This window comes from Bacillus sp. V33-4 (assembly GCF_002860225.1).
GTDB classification, from domain to species: domain Bacteria; phylum Bacillota; class Bacilli; order Bacillales; family Cytobacillaceae; genus Bacillus_BJ; species Bacillus_BJ canaveralius.
In genome coordinates, this window is record NZ_PGVC01000050.1 from 14,258 (window position 1) to 34,799 (window position 20,542).

18 protein-coding genes are annotated in these 20,542 nt (G+C 41.2%); 8 read left to right on the forward strand and 10 right to left on the reverse strand.

The features are described 5' to 3' along the window. The first annotated feature begins 75 nt into the window (after positions 1-75). From CVD23_RS17535 to CVD23_RS17550, 4 genes are all read left to right on the forward strand, one after another. Positions 76-1,716 (forward strand): AMP-binding protein, encoded by a 1,641-nt coding sequence (locus CVD23_RS17535; RefSeq protein ID WP_101666710.1) that lies wholly within the window; start codon positions 76-78, stop codon positions 1,714-1,716. Positions 1,717-1,901: 185 nt separating this feature from the next. Beyond that, a complete protein-coding gene (locus CVD23_RS17540; RefSeq protein ID WP_101666711.1) occupies positions 1,902-2,768 on the forward strand; it encodes a gamma-glutamylcyclotransferase in 867 nt (288 codons plus the stop codon). Between the two features lie 85 nt (positions 2,769-2,853). After that, positions 2,854-3,057, forward strand: coding sequence for a DUF6501 family protein (locus CVD23_RS17545; protein ID WP_101578631.1), 204 nt, complete (start codon positions 2,854-2,856; stop codon positions 3,055-3,057). Between the two features lie 498 nt (positions 3,058-3,555). After that, a complete protein-coding gene (locus tag CVD23_RS17550) occupies positions 3,556-3,873 on the forward strand; it encodes a hypothetical protein (protein ID WP_101578632.1) in 318 nt (105 codons plus the stop codon). Positions 3,874-3,925: 52 nt separating this feature from the next. On the opposite strand, the gene CVD23_RS17555 is transcribed toward CVD23_RS17550, so the two are convergent. The 5 genes from CVD23_RS17555 to CVD23_RS17575 all read right to left on the reverse strand — a co-directional run bounded on the left by CVD23_RS17555 (position 3,926) and on the right by CVD23_RS17575 (position 9,434). Further along, on the reverse strand, positions 3,926-4,474 hold the full coding sequence (locus tag CVD23_RS17555) for a biotin transporter BioY (protein ID WP_101666722.1): 549 nt from the start codon (positions 4,472-4,474) through the stop codon (positions 3,926-3,928). 266 nt (positions 4,475-4,740) lie between these two features. Beyond that, on the reverse strand, positions 4,741-5,487 hold the full coding sequence (gene pflA, locus CVD23_RS17560) for a pyruvate formate-lyase-activating protein (protein ID WP_101578633.1): 747 nt from the start codon (positions 5,485-5,487) through the stop codon (positions 4,741-4,743). 153 nt (positions 5,488-5,640) lie between these two features. Further along, positions 5,641-7,866, reverse strand: a complete 2,226-nt coding sequence (pflB, locus tag CVD23_RS17565) for a formate C-acetyltransferase (RefSeq protein WP_101666712.1) — start codon at positions 7,864-7,866, stop codon at positions 5,641-5,643. 291 nt (positions 7,867-8,157) lie between these two features. Then, positions 8,158-8,838, reverse strand: coding sequence for a DUF421 domain-containing protein (locus CVD23_RS17570; RefSeq protein WP_245917508.1), 681 nt, complete (start codon positions 8,836-8,838; stop codon positions 8,158-8,160). Between the two features lie 146 nt (positions 8,839-8,984). Next, positions 8,985-9,434, reverse strand: coding sequence for a cupredoxin domain-containing protein (locus CVD23_RS17575; protein ID WP_101666713.1), 450 nt, complete (start codon positions 9,432-9,434; stop codon positions 8,985-8,987). Between the two features lie 376 nt (positions 9,435-9,810). On the opposite strand from CVD23_RS17575, the gene CVD23_RS17580 reads away from it, so the two are divergent. Then, positions 9,811-11,223, forward strand: coding sequence for a PAS domain S-box protein (locus tag CVD23_RS17580; protein WP_101578637.1), 1,413 nt, complete (start codon positions 9,811-9,813; stop codon positions 11,221-11,223). Positions 11,224-11,544: 321 nt separating this feature from the next. Next, on the forward strand, positions 11,545-12,708 hold the full coding sequence (locus CVD23_RS17585; RefSeq protein ID WP_101666714.1) for a D-alanyl-D-alanine carboxypeptidase family protein: 1,164 nt from the start codon (positions 11,545-11,547) through the stop codon (positions 12,706-12,708). Between the two features lie 81 nt (positions 12,709-12,789). Here the strand turns inward: CVD23_RS17585 and modB are convergent, their stop codons facing one another. The 3 genes from modB to CVD23_RS17600 form a co-directional block, all read right to left on the reverse strand. After that, a complete protein-coding gene (gene modB, locus CVD23_RS17590) occupies positions 12,790-13,443 on the reverse strand; it encodes a molybdate ABC transporter permease subunit (protein ID WP_374702648.1) in 654 nt (217 codons plus the stop codon). A 255-nt stretch (positions 13,444-13,698) separates the two neighbouring features. Further along, on the reverse strand, positions 13,699-13,941 hold the full coding sequence (locus CVD23_RS17595; RefSeq protein ID WP_101578640.1) for a YkuS family protein: 243 nt from the start codon (positions 13,939-13,941) through the stop codon (positions 13,699-13,701). A gap of 224 nt (positions 13,942-14,165) precedes the next feature. Beyond that, positions 14,166-15,785, reverse strand: coding sequence for an ABC-F family ATP-binding cassette domain-containing protein (locus tag CVD23_RS17600; RefSeq protein WP_101621505.1), 1,620 nt, complete (start codon positions 15,783-15,785; stop codon positions 14,166-14,168). 607 nt (positions 15,786-16,392) lie between these two features. On the opposite strand from CVD23_RS17600, the gene CVD23_RS22585 reads away from it, so the two are divergent. Continuing rightward, a complete protein-coding gene (locus CVD23_RS22585; protein ID WP_257958830.1) occupies positions 16,393-16,524 on the forward strand; it encodes a hypothetical protein in 132 nt (43 codons plus the stop codon). Between the two features lie 116 nt (positions 16,525-16,640). Here the strand turns inward: CVD23_RS22585 and CVD23_RS17605 are convergent, their stop codons facing one another. Together CVD23_RS17605 and CVD23_RS17610 are read right to left on the reverse strand one after the other, a co-directional pair. Continuing rightward, positions 16,641-17,240 (reverse strand): SCO family protein, encoded by a 600-nt coding sequence (locus CVD23_RS17605; RefSeq protein ID WP_101578642.1) that lies wholly within the window; start codon positions 17,238-17,240, stop codon positions 16,641-16,643. Positions 17,241-17,405: 165 nt separating this feature from the next. Beyond that, complete coding sequence (locus CVD23_RS17610; protein ID WP_101578643.1) at positions 17,406-18,890, reverse strand: aldehyde dehydrogenase family protein; 1,485 nt, start codon at positions 18,888-18,890, stop codon at positions 17,406-17,408. 397 nt (positions 18,891-19,287) lie between these two features. Between CVD23_RS17610 and CVD23_RS17615 the strand changes: the two genes are divergently transcribed. After that, positions 19,288-20,463 carry an MFS transporter gene (locus tag CVD23_RS17615; protein WP_101578644.1) on the forward strand — a complete coding sequence of 392 codons (1,176 nt, stop codon included), beginning with the start codon at positions 19,288-19,290 and terminating at the stop codon, positions 20,461-20,463. Positions 20,464-20,542: the final 79 nt, after the last annotated feature.

The window sequence follows — 20,542 nt, forward strand, 5'->3', positions numbered from 1 at the left end:
TTCTAACAAACATGTTATTATTCATTGTAAGCGTTTGCCTCGAATTATAAAACATTTGCTAAGGAGGAGCTTTCCATGGCAGAGTTATTAACGAAAACGGTTGGTCATTTATTAGAAGAAAAAGCACATGCTCATCCCGATCACGAAGCGGTCATTTATGCTGACCGCGGCCTGCGCCTGACTTATAAACAATTTAATGATTATTGCCGCAAGATAGCAAAAGGGCTAATGAAACTCGGTCTCGATAAAGGAGAAAATATTGCTGTCTGGTCTACAAATACGCCTGAATGGCTTGCCTGCCAGTTTGCAACCGGAAAAATGGGCGCCGTCCTCGTCACGGTGAATACAAACTACCAAACATCCGAGCTTGAATACTTATTACAGCAATCAGACTCCACGACAATTATCCTCATGGAAAAATACAAAGATTCGTCCTACCTGAACATGCTCTATGAAATTGTTCCCGAGCTGAAAAATTCACAACCAGGTATGCTCAAAAGCAGCCGGCTGCCATTTTTAAAAAATGTAATTGTTTTGGGCGAAAATCGTTATCCTGGTACATACAGTTGGTCCGATTTACTCGAGCTCGCAGAAGAAGTTTCTGAAAATCAGTTAAATGAACGTCTTAACAGCCTCGACCCGGATGACGTCATTAATATGCAGTACACATCAGGTACCACTGGTTTTCCAAAAGGAGTCATGCTCACGCATAGCAACATTGTCAACAACGCATATAACATTGCTAATTGTATGAAGCTCACAAAAGAAGATCGCCTCTGTATTCCCGTACCTTTTTTTCATTGTTTTGGCTGCGTCCTTGGAACACTGGCATGTGTTTCGGTCGGGGCGACGATCGTACCGGTTCAAGAATTTAATCCAAAAACCGTCCTCAAAACCGTAGAAGCGGAAAGGTGTACAGGTTTGCATGGCGTACCAACGATGTTTATTGCGGAACTCAATGATCCCGAGTTTGAAACATATGATCTTCGTTCGTTACGGACCGGAATTATGGCTGGTTCGAACTGTCCGATTGAGGTCATGAAGGCAGTTATTGAAAAAATGGGTGCACGCGAAATCACGATTGCGTATGGGCAAACAGAGTCTTCTCCGGTTATTACACAAACAAGAACAGACGACCCCATCGAGCTTAGGGTAGAAACGGTCGGCCGTGCACTTCCATCCGTCGAGGTGAAAATTGTCGAGCCGGGAACCGGCAAGGAACTTCCAAAGGGTGTACAAGGCGAGCTGTGCACAAGAGGCTACCATGTAATGAAGGGCTATTATAAAAATCCCCTAGCGACGAAGGAAGTGATTGACGAAGAAGGCTGGCTGCATACTGGTGATTTGGCCATCATGGATGAGAACGGCTATTGCAGAATAACCGGCCGGTTAAAGGATATGATCATCAGGGGAGGCGAAAATATTTACCCTCGAGAGATCGAGGAATTTCTGTACAGCCACCCGAAGGTTCTTGATGTGCAGGTGATTGGTGTTCCTGATTCCGTATACGGCGAGGAAGTGATGGCCTGGGTTATTTTGAAAGAAGGGGAGGCATGCACGGCTGAAGATCTTCGCGACTTTTGCCTGGGCAAAATCTCCCGCCACAAGATTCCGCGTTATATTGAATTTACGAAGGCCTATCCAATGACAGCATCCGGGAAGATTCAAAAATTCCGGTTGCGTGAGCAGGCAAAACAACGGATTGGAGCCAATTAAATAACCTATTAGAGCAGATAGATAAATATTGCTGCTATTCCAACTATAAGTAAACCTTATGACCAAACAGCATCCACTGCTGTTTTTTATTTTTTATGAAAAAATTCAGTTTTTCTAATACAATATAATTGAGATTAAAAATTGTTGTAGATTTTTACAAACTGACAAGAGAAGGAGCCGTAAACATGACAGACAAGATCAAGGTTTTTGTGTACGGAACATTAAGAAAGCACGAGGACAATCACATTTATATCGAAGGGAGCAAGTGCATTGCCGAACAAGGTTGGGTTTATGGTGAACTTTACGATACAGGCCTTGGCTATCCTGTCGTAAAGCCGTCGCTTGAATCAAAAACATACGGAGAGATATTCGAAATAACCGCAGAGCAACTAAAAGATGTGGACCAATTGGAAGGTTTTGTTGAAGGCGACGAGGACAATCTGTATGAGCGGATCATTCAAACGGTCCATACCGATGAAGGAACAATAGAAGCGTATATATACATCTCTGAAAAAATGGATATCCTCGGTGAGCCGATTTTGGATGGCGACTGGAAGCTTTATCGATTTTTGAAGGAACAGCCTGAAAGATTTTTTTATTTTGCATACGGATCCTGTATGGATACTGAACGATTTGAAATAGCAGGTGTAGGCCACCTTTTTGCGAAAGTGAAGGGGTCAGGAATTCTCGACGGTTACTCGATGAAATATTTATTTGCCAGGCCCGATGGTGGACGGGCGGACATTGTCGAGGATGGCGGGGTCACGGAAGGGATCGTATATGATGTTCCGTTTGAAGCTGCCGAATATTTATTCAAACGCGAAGGATTTCGGGGCGGCTGGTACAGGCCTGCTTTTGTTGATATAAAAGTCGGCGAAACTGTTTTGACCAATGTTCTGACCTTTCATGTTTACAACAAAAAGGAGGAGCTTGCCCCGCCTGCCCACTATGTCATTGAGATTCTTAGAGGATCAAAAGGCCGGCTAAGCACAGAGTATTACCAAAAGCTTGAAAGCGAACTGCACAGGCTCGGCTTGCCGAAAACAATGTGATGATGGAGCTATTTAAATAAAGTTGCCTTACTTTGCGTTTGTTCATTATACTGTAAAGACAATAACCTGAAGGAGTGGCTAGAGAATGATCCATCAAATCTGGAATGAGCGAGATACATTAAAAAAAGTGAATTGTGTACATACTGACGCCAAAAAATATATTGTCAACCGTGCCCTTACGGCCGGAAAGACTTACGATGTTAAAAATGAAACCGAAGAATTTTACTTTATCGTTGACAACACAGGTAAAGTCGGTGGTTATTATAAAGAATATTTCCAGGAAGCATAATGATTTAATGGACAGTGGCTGTGGCTGCTGTCTTTGTTCATTACTGCAAATTTAAAAAAGGGGAGACGCTGGGGATGCCGTTATGGAATGAATTATTTAGTCTGGAAGGAGATGCAGTAAGGCACTCTCCGTAAGGACAGGATAATCAGAGAGGGTTTAGCAAGGGATTCACTATATTTTAGTGTACTTGCTGAAGAGTGGCCGGACGTCAAGAAAAACCTGCTCGAAAAGCTTAAATAGAATGCCAATAAAAATATATTCCCGCTCTCATTCCAGAGCGGGAATTTTCATTGCCGTGTCGGTAAAGCTAGGATATAGAAGAACTGTGAATCAATCCATGTTCGATCGGAAAACTGATTCGCTTATTAATACGGCTGTGACCGGAAAAAGTTTCATAGCAGGAGGCGGTTTGAGTAATCCGAAAAACGGATATGAATAAACAAACGTTTTCAACTTCAAGCCTTTAAAACCAAAATTCTGTGAGAGGGGACAATGCATATGAGAAAGGTGTACGGGTTGATGACAAATCCGGGTGACGGAAACGAGCTTCTTTGGGATTTTGGTGTTTGGGAAACAGCCGATGAAGCGCAAAGATATTTGCAGAATGAATTAAAACATACAACCGGAATATGGGTCGAAGAAATTAAGTTTCATAGTCCAACGCCTGAATTCGCCGAGCATTATGAAGAAGAAATGGTCGAGTGTTCATTTTGCGGAATCGAGTACAATGAAGCAGACACTACTTTGATAGACAATGATGAATACATCTGCGTTAACTGTGAACCGGAATACAAAAAAACGTTTGACATCGCTTAATATAGCTTTGAATACTTACACCTGACAGCACATTGACTGCCAGGTGCTTTAATTAATACGTTTTCGTTATTTCCACCTGATCAAGAATAAGCAATTTAGCCGAATGAAGCCGTTTTCTGACGAGAACTCCTATCCATGAAGCAAGCGCTGCCTTAATAAGGCCGACAATAATAAACGGCGTAAATCCGCCGGCAAGAGCAGCTGTCCACGTGAGGTCAGCCGCAATTTTCAGCCAAACTGTTCCGAAAATTAAAGTCACAATCATCCCTAAACTATTGGCAATCATTGCATTTTTAAAAGTGAAAGAAGTCTTCTCCAGGATAAATCCAATTAGAAATGCAGTCGGTATAAACCCGACTAAATAACCGCCGGTTGGCCCCACCAATACGGATGCTCCACCAGAAAATTCAGCATACACAGGCACTCCAACCGCCCCGATAATCAGGTAAAGTATAACCGCTAAAGTCCCAAACCTCGCTCCCAGGATGGTTGCTGCCAAACCAATCGCCAAAGTTTGCCCGGTAATCGGCACTAGCGGCAATGGAATCGTAATTTGCGCAAGAATGCCAATCACAGCAGCAAATAAGGCGGTCACAATCATCATCCTAAGTTTTACTTGATGTTTATTCAATGTTTCATCCCCCTTTTTTGTTAACTTATTTTATATATAGGTTTACATTTTTAATTTAAAAGCTTGCCAACTAAAAGTCAATAAACAATTCGAAAATTTATAACAATTGTGATGTTTGCGAGTTGCGTTTTAAGATAAGAGAGGGGGGACTACAATAAATGAGGAAGTCCAAAAACAGAAGAAGACACCGAAGGGTCGTCCTTCGGTGTCAACTCTTTCAATCTATTTATAAGTTATCAATCACGTCTTAGCACAACTTTACTTGTTAACAGACTTAAAGCCTTTACAACACTCTCTTCGCGTGGTGGTTCAACACCCTTTAACGGATATTCGAGTCCCAGTGCTTCCCATTTATAAACACCCAGCTTATGATAGGGCAGCACTTCAACCTTAAGTACATTGGTCAGTTGGCCAATAAAGTTTCCGAGCTCCTGCAAATCTGTTAGATCATCAGTGACCCCTGGGACGAGGACATGGCGAACCCAGACGGGAGTATCATGTTGGTCAAGGAATTTTGCAAACTCAAGAATATGTTCGTTGCCCATTCCTGTCAATTTGATATGCTTTTTTCGGTCGATGTGCTTTAAATCTAGTAAAACAAGATCAGTATAAATTAGAAGCTCTTTCAGCTGTTCCTGAAAGTGTGGGGCAGTTGAATAACACCCGCCCGAAGAATCGATAGCTGTATGGATGCCGAGCTTTTTACATTCTTTAAATAATGCAGTCAAAAACGGAATTTGCAGAAGTGGTTCACCGCCGCTTACCGTAATTCCTCCCCCTGAAGCTTGAATGAAAGGCAAATATGTCTTTAGTTCCTCAATGATTTCGGAAACAGCCATTTGTTTTCCGGAACCGATTTCCCAAGTATCAGCATTATGGCAAAACTGGCAGCGCAGCAAGCAGCCCTGTGTAAAGATAACATAGCGAATTCCTGGTCCGTCGACTGTCCCAAAGGACTCTATTGAATGTATATTTCCAATCATGATGAGAAACCCCTTTCACTTGAGAGAGCTTAGAAGATTTTGAGCCGTTGTGAAACAATATTAGCGGGCCGTCTCCTAATCCCGGCTAAGCAGGGGAGGGAGACGGCGCGTGAAAATCTTAAACATAATTATATTGATAGATTAACAGGGTTGTTACATGGACTCATGGAATGTCCGGTTAATAACATCCATCTGTTGTTCGCGTGTCAATTTAATAAAGTTAACGGCATATCCAGAAACACGAATCGTCAACTGTGGGTATAGTTCAGGATGCTCCATTGCGTCCATCAACGTTTCACGGTTAAAGACGTTAACATTGAGATGGTGTCCTGCTTTTACCGCATAGCCATCAAGAATTGAAACTAGATTGCTGATTCTGCTGTCTTCATCTTTGCCTAAAGCTTTCGGTACAATCGAGAATGTATTGGAGATTCCGTCCAATGCGTAGCTGTATGGCAGCTTTGCAACGGATGAAAGGGAAGCAAGTGTTCCTTTCGTATCCCGGCCATGCATAGGATTCGCACCAGGTGCAAATGGTTCTCCGGCGCGCCGTCCGTCAGGTGTATTACCTGTCTTTTTACCGTAAACGACATTGGATGTAATCGTTAAAATAGACATTGTATGAACAGAATTTCGGTATGTTTGGTGCTTCTTAAGCTTTTTCATAAAACGTTTTACAACTTCAACGGCAATGCCGTCAACACGGTCATCATTATTTCCGTATTTAGGGAAATCACCTTCAATTGCAAAATCGGTTGCGAGCCCGTTTTCATCGCGGATAACCCGAACACGGCCATACTTGATTGCACTTAAGGAATCAGCAACTACACTTAATCCGGCAATCCCTGTTGCCATTGTACGGAGGATTTCCGTATCATGAAGAGCCATTTCGATCCGTTCATAGCTATATTTATCATGCATATAATGAATGACATTCAAGGTATTGATATAAAGGCCCGCCAGCCATTCCATCATTCCATCGAATTTCTCCAATACTTCCTCATACTCTAGTACGTCGGATGTAATCGCACGGTATTTAGGACCGACTTGAATGTTCAGCTTTTCGTCTATTCCGCCGTTGATTGCGTATAATAAGGCTTTCGCTAAATTAGCCCTTGCCCCGAAAAATTGCATTTGTTTTCCGATTTCCATTGCGGAAACACAGCAGGCAATTCCATAGTCATCGCCATATTCCGGCTTCATAATATCATCATTTTCGTATTGAATTGAGCTGGTTTGAATGGACATATTAGCACAATATCTTTTGAATCCTTCCGGCAGCTGTTCTGACCATAGCACGGTTAAATTCGGTTCGGGCGCCGGGCCAAGATTATTAAGCGTATGAAGAAACCGGAATGAGCTTTTTGTCACAAGTGAGCGGCCGTCCAAAGCCATACCGCCGATTGATTCTGTCACCCAGGTTGGGTCGCCGCTGAACAATTCGTTATAATCGGGAGTTCGGGCAAACTTGACAAGGCGAAGCTTCATGACAAAATGGTCAACCAATTCCTGAGCTTCCTTCTCTGATAATACTCCATTTGCAAGATCCCGTTCAATATAAATATCGAGGAAGCTGGAAACTCTTCCAAGGCTCATCGCAGCACCATTCTGCTCTTTAATGGCAGCCAGATAAGCAAAGTACAACCATTGAAATGCTTCCTGTGCATTTGCGGCAGGCTCGGAGATATTAAAACCATAGCTTGCGGCAAGCTCTTTTAACTCTTTCAAAGCACGAATCTGTTCAGAAAGCTCTTCACGCAGCCTCATGTTTTCTTCAGACATCACACTGCTTGTTGCAGCCAAATCCTTTTTCTTTTCCTGGATCAGGAAGTCTACACCATAAAGGGCAACACGCCGATAATCACCGATGATTCTTCCACGGCCATAAGCATCAGGCAGACCTGTAATAATCGCTGCCTTCCGGGCAAGCTTCATTTCCTCTGTATAAGCATCAAAAACACCTGCGTTATGGGTTTTGCGATAGTCGGTAAAAAACTTTTCGACCTGCTTATCAAGTTCATACCCGTATGATTGAAGGGACTGTGAAGCCATGCGGATTCCCCCGAAAGGCTGCATGGAACGCTTAAACGGTTGATCCGTCTGGACGCCGACGATCCTTTCTGTTTCCTTGTTTAAATACCCGGGGCCATGAGATGTAATCGTTGAGACAATCTCTGTATCCATATCAAGGACACCGCCGTTATCGCGTTCTTTCTTTGTTAATTCCATCACTTGTGTCCAGAGTGCCTCTGTTGCATCGGTCGGCTTCTCTAAAAATGAATGATCGCCTTTATACTCCGTATAGTTTCTTAAAATAAAATCGCGGACATTTACTTCCTGCTGCCAAGCTCCTCCTGAAAAACTATTCCACTTTTCCATCATACTCACCTCAAGTTAGATTAAATTATATAACAGAAGCATATTTAAATCCTAACTCAAGTATAACAGGTTAAAATATGAGCAACATCACAAAATGTTGTGAAATTATGAACAATATGTAGAATGTCAAAAAACCATTAAAATAAAGGGTTTATTCATGTTAAAAAATTTAGAGAATAAACGGAGGGGAATATTCACAATTCAATCTGTATTATAATTATAGTCAAAAAATCATCAACTGTTATATAAAAAAAGGAAGCTCTACCAAACCGAGTTTTCTATTTTACATTCTCACGGATCAATGATTTTTTGTTCAGACTTGCGCGGATTGACAACGAGCGTTTTGGATTTTTCATTTATATAGGCGTAAATGATAGCTTTTGGTTCCAATTGATTTAAAACCAATTTGTCAATCAGCCAATCCTTTCGTATATGTAATAGTTTTAAATTTCGCGATTGAATCCTGCCGTCAATAATAACGGCAATGGGCAAGCCTTCATCCTCGATTTTAATATTTAAGTGGTCAACGGTGACCGGTGTATTTTCTGTTTTCGGAACAATGCTGATCTCACCTATAGGCTCCAGAACAGCGTATCCAACGTCAGCCACCTTCGGATAACCTTTGCTGCGCAAAATCGAAAGAACCTGGGAAACAGATAAATGCGATTTTTCAAGGTTGTCTTCAATGATTTTTCCATCTTTAATAAGGATGGTTGGTTCACCGAGAAATAATCTATTTCCGAGCGGGTGTAACGTTAAAAAAGAAAAGAGGATATACATAGCTGTAATGATGGCCAGTGTAATCAGGCTTGGAATAAGCTCGGTGCTGATTAATGGTTCTGATGCTACTGTTCCGATAATGATAATGGCTACAAGATCATAAGGAGTCATCTGTACAATTGACGACTTTCCCATAAGCCTCATTACGGCAATCGTTACGAGGTAAATAATCATCGCTTTTAGGATTATCAAGCTTTTCCACTCCATTGCTCACTTTTTATCCTAGTATTTTCTTTTATTAACCATTTAACTCGTCTGGAACCCCAAGAATACTAAACCCCCGGCACTTTTGTGCAGGGGGCTTAGTACTCTTTCCGTAAACTTTCGCTTTGAAAAATTTAATCCACGATAATATAGCCAATCATCGGACCTTTCATGCTTTGGCTATGTGTATGACAAATCAGCCTGTAAACTCCTTCATCTTGAAACTGAAGCGGAACCACAGTTTCTTTGCCCTTTTTAACAGTTCCTTTGATATTGGTACCTTCAATTATAAATGGATGCTCGCGCCCGTTAACTCCGAAAATTTTTAAGTTTACTTTCTCTCCTTTTTCAACAAAAATAGTTCCTGGATCCCAGCGGTACACTTCCATTTCGGATCCGTCGTCCATTTTTGTCTTGAATTCACTTGTAATCAGGTGGATTTCACGAGCTTTGCTGCCGACATCAGCACCACTGGCCGGCACAGAATCTGAATGAGCAAAAAACCAAATAGATGCTGTGATCACGACCATACAAATGATGATAAATAAAACCAGTGATTCTTTTTTAAAAACATAGAATTTCATTTGCTTCATCTCCTTAAAAGTTTGTCCCTATACAGAATATGCTTGATATGAAGGCAAACTTGTCAAAATTTTTTTTGATTAGCTTATTTACTTTTCTCTGATGGATATGAATAATTAACAGTGGGGGAAGGCGGCTTCCTATAGCAATCGCAAGAGAACCTGAGACAAAAGGGGTAGAAGACTGCTATTTATCGACCTCTCACTGGATTTCCAACATTCAACAAGGTCCTTTTGTCGCGGAATATTTTCTTTATTTTTCCAATAAAATAGATATTTCTTCCCTTCTTAATGGAAGTATCTTGTATGATAATGATAAGTGAGAAATTCCAACATTCTAAGAACTTGCCAGCTCTAAGAAACGGAGGCCATAAGCTCAATGATTGACACGGACTTGATAAAAGTAGGTGATGAAAAGGATGAGATTCAGAACCTCCGCCTCGCACTGACCCATTCGAAGGATGTTTTAACAAAGCATTCGGAAAATGGAACTTTTCTATTTGTAACTCCATCCAGTTATTCCTTGCTCGGATATTCACCCCGAGAATTATTTAAAAAAAACCTTTACGACTTTTGCCATCCTAATGATCATCACCATTTGGATAAAATCTTTCAACAGCTGGCCGTCAGGAAAACGGTTCGCGTCAGCTTTCGGTTCAGGCGGAAAGAAGGGGATTATATTTGGCTTGAAACGATCTCTTCCCCGACTAATCAGGCAAACGAAACGATATGCATCTCAAGAGATATGACTGAACGTATTATTATGGAAGAAGAAATTCTTGAAACCCAGGAGAAATATCGGCTGCTTGTCGAATTTTCAAGAGACACGATCGGTATGACAACCGGGGATGGAATTTGGACTTATATAAACGGTGAAGGAAGGAAATTGCTCGGTTTTACAAGCAATAACGAAATTATCGGCACATCTTTATATGATTATGTGGCAGAATCGGACCAAAAATACTTGACCAATTTCCTTGCTGCTAAACAAAGCATTAATTTCGAGCTCAATTTAAAAAGAAGCGACGGCCAGCTGCGCCGGGCAGAGATTCAATTAATACCGACTATCTATAAAAATCGAAGGATGTTTCAAATCATCATTCGCGATATAACTGGACAAAAGAGGACTGAAGAACGGCTTCACAATGCTGAAAAGCTTTCGGTCGTCGGCCAGTTGGCTGCGTCTATTGCCCATGAAATCCGTAATCCCTTAACCGCAATTAAAGGATTCACACAGTTGCTCGGGGAAAAGGAAGCGGATGACTATACTCCAGTAATTCTTGAAGAATTGCAGCGGATTGAATCAATCGTAACGGATCTGCTCGTGCTGGCCAAGCCGCAGGCCACAGATATCGAGAGAGCGAATATTGTTAATTTAGTAAAGGGAGTTGTAACCCTTTTAAACACACAGGCAATCATGTGCAATATCACGATTAATGTCGTAACAAGCGATCATGATCTATATGTAGAGTGTGAAGTATCAAAAATGAAGCAGGTTTTGATAAATATCATTCAAAATGGGATTGAAGCTATGCCAGCTGGCGGTGAAATACTTATCACGATTAAACAAGATCAAAATTATATATATGTTAACGTAAAAGATCAGGGAATTGGAATTCCTGAAGAGAGGTTGTCCAAGCTTGGCGAGCCTTTTTACAGCACTAAGGAAAAGGGAACCGGTCTTGGATTGATGATTTGCAATAAAATCCTGAAAACCCATAAAGGAAATTTACATATTGAAAGTAAAGAGAATGAAGGAACGACCGTAAACATTATATTGCCAAGGGCTTAACGCAAGACCTTGGCGGTCATTGCTCATTCACGCGACAATCTGTGTTTAACTCGATGTATCCTCGAAAGAGTCGCTAAATGAAACTAAGCAAAAACCTGGATCTAATCATCCAGGTTTTTTGTAGTTTCAGCCAAGAATCAAATATTAATCATAACTATATTTTGTTAACTAACATAAGAACTTTTCAAATGTTGAAGTCAATAAGAACCTAGATTAAGGAAACTGTTTTGCATTTTTGTAACAAATTCAATTATATAGTCCATTTGCTCTATTTTTTTGTTAAAATCAAATTCGACAATTATTTTGATAGGGTGTTTTAAGATGAAGAAACTTATTTTATTTTTAACAGCTATATTGGTTTCCTTTTTTCATCAGTCCCCGGCAGGAGCAGAGCAGGCTGAAGATGTGCAATTACGCAGTGGGGCAGCGATATTGATGGATGCTAAATCAGGGACCGTGTTATTTGAAAAAAGGGGGCACGAAATCATGTACCCTGCGAGTCTGACAAAAATTGCAACAGCGATATATGCAATTGAGAACGGTGATCTTGGTGATATTGTAACGGTGAGTAGAAATGCCGTTCAAACTGATGGCACGCGGGTATACCTTGTGGAAGGCGAACAAGTGACGTTGGAAAAGCTTATCCAGGGAATGCTGATTAACTCCGGAAATGATGCAGCTGTGGCGATTGCCGAGCATCTTCATGGAAGTGTTGAGGATTTCTCCCGAAACCTGACTGAATATTTGCATGAAAAGTCCTTGGTTTCTCATACAAATTTCACAAACCCGCACGGCCTTTTCGATGAAAACCATTATAGTACAGCAGCAGACCTCGCCAAAATTACAAGTTATGCGATTAATAATCCAGTATTTAAGAGTATTTTTGGAACAAAAGAAATGGCCTGGAAAGGGCAATCTTGGGATACAACCCTTGTTACCCATCATCTAATGATAAAAGGTGAATATCCGTTTGAAGGTGTGACCGGCGGAAAGACAGGCTTTATCAATGAGTCAAAGCAAACACTCGCAACTACCGCTGAAAATAAAAATATTCAACTGACAGCAATCATTCTTCAAGCAGATTACAAAAGGGACGCTTACCAGGATACGATTTCACTGTTTGAGTATGGCTTTAAAAATTTCAAATCGGCAACTTTGCCAGCTTCTTCCGAGTATTCATTCGGGAACCAAAAGTATAAGACAAGCGCTGCAACCGCGATTACCGAACCGCTTGAAGGAATGGTTAAAAGAGTGGATAAAAAAGGCCTCCTTGCGATCGAAAACCAAAATGGCGAAGTGCTTCAAACCATTCAGCTTGAACAAGTCAAGAAGGCAAATAAAAAGCCCGATCAACCAATCAAAGCAAAAAGTGAAACGGTTAACATGAATGCCCTCTATGGAATTGTTATTATTATCGCTGGTGGAGCACTGCTCTCATTAAGGTACCGCGCTCCTAAACGGATGAAAAAAAGGCGGCGTGTTTAACAGTTACACGCCGTCTTTGCTTATTCGGTTGCGTTTTATTTTGGCTCACCCTTATCAGATGGACGCACGCTTCTTGCTCAATTATTTTATGATCTGGGTCAATAAGAGCATTATGAATGAAATGATAACCATTGAAGCCACCCAGAGCCACGCCAAATCGATATTTCCTGACTCAAGAGCGACATATATTGCTGTCGGCACCGTTTGCGTTTTTCCGGGGATATTGCCGGCAAACATTAATGTCGCACCAAATTCGCCAAGCCCCCTCGCAAAACTTAGAATCGCCCCGGACACTATCGCCTTAACAGAAAGCGGAATCGTGACAAGTAGAAACACCTTCCATTCGCTTGCGCCATCTATTCGTGCCGCTTCTTCAATTCCGATATCCACCGACTGAAAGCCCGTCTTTGCCGATTGGTACATGAGCGGGAAGGCGACAACGGCTGAAGCAATTACAGCGGCTGTAGCAGTAAACATCACAGATTGCTGTAAAATCGACTCTATGAACGCACCAATCGGGCTATTATTACCGAAAATTATAATAAGCAAGAATCCAATCACGGTCGGAGGGAGGACGAGGGGAAGCATCAAAATCGTTTCCAATATCACTTTACCCCGGAAGTTTTTGCCGGCAAAAACTTTTGCCAGGACTAAACCTAATAATAAAACGATTAGTAATGAGGTACAGGCAACCTGCATCGAAAGTTTAATCGGTATCCAAAATTGCTCGTTTATCATCTGCATCAATCCAATACAATAATTCCGTCTCTAAAATCGACAATATTCGGTTACCACGATTATACCGAAAAAATTGATCTTAAACAGTATTTTTTAAGGTTGGAACATAAAAAAGACTAAAGGAATCTGCCTTTGCAGCCCTTTAGTCTGTGATAACCGTATGAATATATATGTTTACAATACTTTGTTCACTTGAACGGAGAGATCCGTATCGACGCAAAGGTTTTCAACCACATATCACGCTGCCTGAAATCAGCGCAAACGTTCTTCAACCCGCTGGCAAACCTCCTCTGCGGTTAGTCCGCGTGCTTCGATCACAGGGCCGGACGTGACTGTATCCTCAATACCCATCACATCCGTGTCAAGCCCCGTAATAACACAGCAGGAACAGTTTTCTGCATCCGATTCCTGTCTAAGCTCCACAACATCATAGCCTTTCTCCCGAAGCGCGTCCTGAACATATGAAAGAGATTGTTCTACACCTATTCTCGCCAAAATATCACACCTCCTTCTGCTTTAAGCTTAAGCTTTCCTAACTTTTTACAAAATATGCTTAAATGCAAAAGTAGAAAAGCCGACGGAGTTGAAGAAGTAAACATGAATCAGGAAAAGCTGGGCTATATGTCAAAACAATAGAATGGTTGCGTTGGAGATCGACACGGTCCCGTAATTAACACTAAAAAAACAGGGGAGCACAAATGGCTTCCCTGTTCCAATGTTTATTCATACAACGCAGCAACTTGTTTCTGCAGTTCGCTGTTTTCTAAATACTCATCATAGCTCATTTGTTTATCCATCAGGCCGTTTGGCGTGATTTCCATAACCCGGTTTGCAATCGTTTCGATAAACTGATGGTCATGGGATGAAAAGATAAGCGAGCCTTTATAATTAATCAAGCCGTTATTTAAAGCGGTAATCGATTCAAGGTCAAGATGGTTTGTCGGCTCGTCAAGCAAGAGGACGTTAGCACCGCTCAGCATCATTTTCGACAGCATGCAACGCACCTTTTCCCCACCAGATAACACACTGGCCTTTTTCAATACTTCTTCACCAGAGAAAAGCATTCTTCCAAGGAAACCACGTAAAAAGCTTTCACTTTGGTCGTTCGGTGAGAACTGGCGAAGCCAATCAACAAGAGTGAGCTCATTTCCCTCAAAGAACTCGGAATTATCCTTAGGAAAATACGCCTGTGAAGTAGTGACTCCCCATTTGAACGAGCCGCTGTCCGGTTCCATTTCACCCGTCAAAATTTTGAATAGTGTTGTTTTGGCGATTTCATCTTTGCCAACAAGGGCAATCTTGTCGTCTTTGTTTACAATAAAGCTAATATTGTTTAAGACCCGGACACCGTCAATCGTTTTTGAAATGCCTTCAACTCTCAATAGATCGTTGCCGATTTCCCTTTCTGGCGTGAAGCCGACATAAGGGTAACGGCGCGATGAAGGTCTTATATCATCAAGAGTAATCTTGTCTAAAAGTTTTTTTCGGGACGTTGCTTGTTTTGATTTCGATGCGTTGGCACTGAAGCGGGCAATAAAGTTTTGCAGATCTTTGATCTTTTCTTCTTTCTTCCGGTTTGCATCCGTTGCCATTCTGGAAGCAAGCTGGCTTGATTCATACCAGAAATCGTAGTTTCCAACATAAATTTGAATTTTACTAAAATCAAGGTCGGCAATGTGTGTACATACTTTATTTAAAAAGTGGCGGTCATGCGAGACCACGATAACTGTGTTTTCAAAGTTAATTAAAAATTCTTCGAGCCACTGGATTGCTTTAATGTCCAAATGGTTCGTCGGCTCATCAAGCAGCAGCACGTCCGGCTTGCCGAATAAAGCTTGTGCCAAAAGCACCTTTACTTTGTCGCCGCCATTAAGCTCTTCCATTTTTTTATCATGAAGATCGTCCGGAATTCCGAGCCCTTTCAAAAGAATCGCCGCTTCAGACTCAGCTTCCCAACCATTCAGTTCGGCAAATTCACCTTCCAGCTCAGCAGCTTTCATGCCGTCCTCATCGGTAAAATCAGCCTTCATATAAATTGCATCTTTTTCTTGCATCACTTCATAAAGACGAGTATGGCCCATTATCACAACCTTTAACACTTCAAATTCTTCATATTCGAAGTGATTTTGCTTTAAAACGGCGAGCCGTTCGCCAGGACCCAAATGGACAGATCCGGACTGTGCTTCAATTTCACCGGATAAAATCTTTAAAAAGGTTGACTTGCCTGCTCCGTTTGCTCCAATCAGCCCGTAACAATTTCCCGGGGTAAATTTAATATTCACGTCATCGAACAGCTTGCGATCGCCGTATCTTAAACCGACATTACTAACAGTAATCATGTTTTTATCCTCCAGTAAACCAATATCTACGAAATTATAACATTTTAAAGGTTGGAGGGCGAATGGTTTTCATGTTTTCCAGAAAAAAATCGAAAATTCGGAACTAAAAAAGGAATTATGGGAAAATAAGAGAATTTATAAAAGAAAAGAAATTGTTTGGAAAATGGGCATTAAATATGGACCGGACTTAACAAGTATTGAGGATTGGGCGAACCGAATTCATTCATTGACAGGTTATAGCAAAGAATTTTTGCTGGAGACTCTGTCGTTATTCGCGAGGGGGCTAACAACATAGAATAAAACATATGAAAGTAGAGGAATGAAAAGCAGTCACAAAATAACAACCTGGAAGGTGATCATCATATCAGGCCTGGGCAATCCGGCCATTTCTAAGCGCATGGTACCAGGGAGCAAATGGAAGATTAGGTAATTGGTAACTGTCCTCAAACAACTCTGAAATATTATAATGGAAGAAAATTGGTTTTAACAGCATGAATGTACGGGTATAGTAAAAAAAAGAAAAATTTTTCAGAAAAACGACATATTTTCTTCACACTTTTCATGTAAACTTAAAATAATGAAATAGCGTACAAAAGGAGATCTTGAAATGGCTAAAAAGCAGCTTATCGATTTTGTAAATCAACTAAAAAAGTCTGGAATCAAAGTAAGCTTTACAAAGCCAAAGTCTGAATTTTTTTCCCTTAAGCAAAATGCAAAGGAATCCTCTCCAGTTAACTAACTCATAGCAAGTATCTGCTTAAGAAAAACGGCGGTGAATTCTTTGAATTCACCGCCTTTGGCTTTTTCCCGGTTATGGTGTTGAAGAGTAATGCTTGTAATCTGATGTACAGAAATCTAGATCTCATCCATGATGACATCGAAAACTTCCTGTCTGTTAAAATCTTCTCCCATCGGGAACTTCTCGATAAATTCATTGTTTTCATCAATTAAAAAAGTGAAAGAACTATGGATAAATAGCCCGTTGCCCGGATCCCGGTATTGAAACTGGAATGTATCAGCGAGCTCTCTGATTTTTTTTTGCTCTTCCTTAATGATGTTGGAGTCTCCAGTCAGCATCAGCCAGTTTCCGTCATCTTCTATCCCCAGCGCGTCCATATGTTTTTTGAGTGCTTCGGGCGTATCCCTGTAAGGGTCGATTGTAACCGTGAGAAACTGAATTTTCTTGCCAAATACTCCTTCATCCTGCAAATCGTTTCTAAGCATATTCATCCGCTGTGTTGTTGTCGGACAAACATCAGGGCAGTGCGTATAAATAAATTCAACTAGCTTCAACTTTTTATCTGCTTTACCGAATGTAAATTTTTCATTGTTCATTGTAACTAAAGTAATATCATCAGGTATTTGCGCATTAGCATCCCTAATCACAAAAAAAGAAATCCCTGAAGTGATGCCTAATACTAAAATAATCGCACAAATTATATACATTTTCTTCATTCGTTTTCCCTCCCACTTAAAGATAAATAAAATCATAGGAAAATCCTATGGACATAATGTGAATCTTTTTAATGTGAAGGGAAAAATAAGTGTTCAACAGTTTGTTAAAACAAAAAGATCGTGCTGAAATCATGTCAGCACGATCCTCAACAGATTGTAGTTTACTTAATTCATTCCGATCCAAACGCTTTTGACTTCCGTGTAATTGTTGAGAGCGTAGGAGCCCATTTCGCGGCCGATTCCTGATTGCTTATAGCCGCCAAAAGGTGAAGCTGCGTCAAATGCGTTGTAACAGTTAACCCAAACGGTACCGGCACGAAGCTTATTGGCTATATAATGCGCCTTTGAAACGTCACGAGTCCATACTCCGGCTGCTAATCCATACTGGCTGTCATTGGCACGGGCAATCAGGTCATCAAGATCCTCATAAGGCATCGCAGAAATGACCGGACCAAAAATTTCTTCTTTTGCAATCGTCATATCATCACGTACGTCGGCAAAAATCGTTGGTGAGACGAAATATCCGTCTTCATAAGGCTTTGAACCGCCTGTCAGCAGCTCGGCGCCTTCGTTCAGGCCTTTTTCAATAAAGCCGAGAACACGGTTTTGTTGTTCAGTAGAAACGAGCGGTCCTATTTGAGTATCCGGATCCAGACCAGCGCCTTGCTTAATATTTTTAGCATGGCTCACCATGTCAGCGACAACATTATCAAATTGCTTCTTCTGAATAAACACACGTGATCCTGCGCAACAAACCTGGCCCTGATTAAACATGACGCCATTTAGTGCACCTGGAATTGCTTTTGTCAAATCTGCATCGGGAAGAATAATGTTCGGTGATTTACCGCCAAGCTCAAGCGTCACTCTTTTGACTGTTTTCGCTGCCCGCGCCATGATCAACTTGCCTACTTCAGTAGAACCTGTAAAGGCAACCTTATCTACAAGCGGATGATCGACAAGCGGTTGTCCAGCTGTTTCACCGAATCCGGGCACAATATTAAGAACACCTTCCGGAAAACCAGCTTCAGCAACAAGTTCTGCTAAATATAGAGCAGATAATGGTGTTTGTTCAGCAGGCTTTAAGACGGCGGTACAGCCTGTTGCAAGCGCAGCCCCCAATTTCCACATTGCCATTAAAAGCGGGAAATTCCACGGAATAATCTGACCGACAACGCCGACTGCCTCGTGGCGGGTATAGTTAAAGAAAGGTCCGTTAACAGGGATTGTCTGGCCGACAATCTTTGTTGACCAGCCTGCATAATATCTCATATGTTCAATGGCAAGAGGAATATCTGCTCCTGAAGTTTCTCTGATAGGCTTTCCATTATCAAGCGTTTCCAGCTGGGCAAGCTCAACTTTGTGCTCTTCCATGAGATCGGCAAGCTTATACATTAATCTGCTTCGCTTGGCCGCGCCCATTTTTGACCATGGCCCTTCATCAAATGCTTTGCGGGCTGACTTTACAGCTAAATCAATGTCTTCAGGTCCAGCTTCGTATACGGTGGCAAGAACTTCACCAGTTGCCGGATTGTAACTGTCAAAAGTTTTCCCGGATGCACTTTCAACAAACTGGCCGTTAATAAACATTTTCTTCTTGCCTGCTAAAAACTTAGCGACTTTTTCATTTAGCTCAACCGTAACAGAACTCATCAAATTCCTCCTTAGATTTTGATATGTAGAAAACGTACTATCACTTTGATAGCGCTTCCACAATAATGTTATCATCATTGAAAACTAGTAATCAACTAATAAGAGTAGAAATATTCTGACAAAAAGTGACAGGTGTGATTATAATCTATAAAACCAGGTTAAGTTTGATAGCCTGCCATTGATGAATAACCTCCACTTAGAATAAAGGTATAAGTGTTGGCCTTGACCGGCATTCATAAACTACTGTCTGATATGAAGGGGAAGGGGGGCTATTTTTAAAAAGCTCTCACCTGACAATTTTCCCGCCCTGCTGATTTTCTTCAAGCAATATATGAACCAAAGTGTTAAAATATAAGATGCTTTGGTTGCTAAAGGGAATAGCATATGGGGGATACTAATGAATAAAGAAGTAAAGAAAAATATATTAACCTTGCAGGGATTTTACTTATTAGCTTTTTTTGCATTCGGTAGTTTATTTCCATTGTTGAGCGTGTATTTAAGCGAGACAGTCGGTTTGAATGGATACCAAATCGGGACCATCATGTCCGTTGGACCGATCGTTATGATTTTTTTCCAACCTATCTGGGGAGTTATTAGTGACAAAACAAATGCTCCGACCAGAGTATTGTCGATCACTACTTTTTTAGCCGGTGCATTCGGACTTGGCTATATTTTCTCTGATGATTATATTTTGTTTTTCATTACCGCGACAGCAATTGCCGTTTTCCAGAGCGCGATCATCCCGGTTTCAGACAGCATTTCGTTAAAATATACGAGCAAAGTAAGAGTCAATTATGGAAATGTCCGGCTCTTCGGCTCACTTGGCTTTGGTATTGCGGTATTTATAATGGGAAGATTATCAGAACAAAATCCATCTGTGATCTTTTATGCTTTCTTCCTGGCTTTGACATTGGCGGCTTTACTCGCCTTTAGAATCCCAAAAGAAAAAGCACCGGTCAACAAACAGCTTTTATCAGGAGTAAAAGAAATTCTCACCTTCAAAAAGTTTATCATTTTCCTGGCAATTACGTTTCTCATCTTCGGTCCAAATCTAGCCAATAATACATATTTCGGGCTGTTCGTCGAAGATAGCGGCGGAACGTACACAGGAATTGGAATCGCCTTTTTATTGGCGGTACTGTCCGAGATTCCATTTATGCGACTGGCAGGGAGCTGGATTGATAAATTTGGGCTGCTCCATATTTCGGCACTGGCTGGCTTTGTTTCTTTTTTTCGATGGATGCTTTATTTCTTTGAACCGAATTTAACGCTTGTTTATACGACAGCTGTGATCCAAGGCTTTTCCCTTGGCCTATTCATTCCGGCGGGACTGCAATACATTCGCGAAATCACTCCGGTTCATATTACTGCAACCGCAGTTACCTTATATTCAGCAATAGGCAATGGCTTCGGCAACTGGTTCAGCACTTTCTTTGGCGGAATCATCTATGAACAATGGAATATCTATTATGTCTATTTCTTCTTTGGAATTTTGGCTTTAATGGGTGTGATACTTAATATTTGGTTGATAAAAGAAGAAAAAGATAATGCCACGGTTACGGCAAAAATTTGATATATACTGGTGAAGTCGAAAGAAGATGGCAACTGCATCGCCATCTTCTTTTTACTATTATGAACGAGCTTGTTTTCAA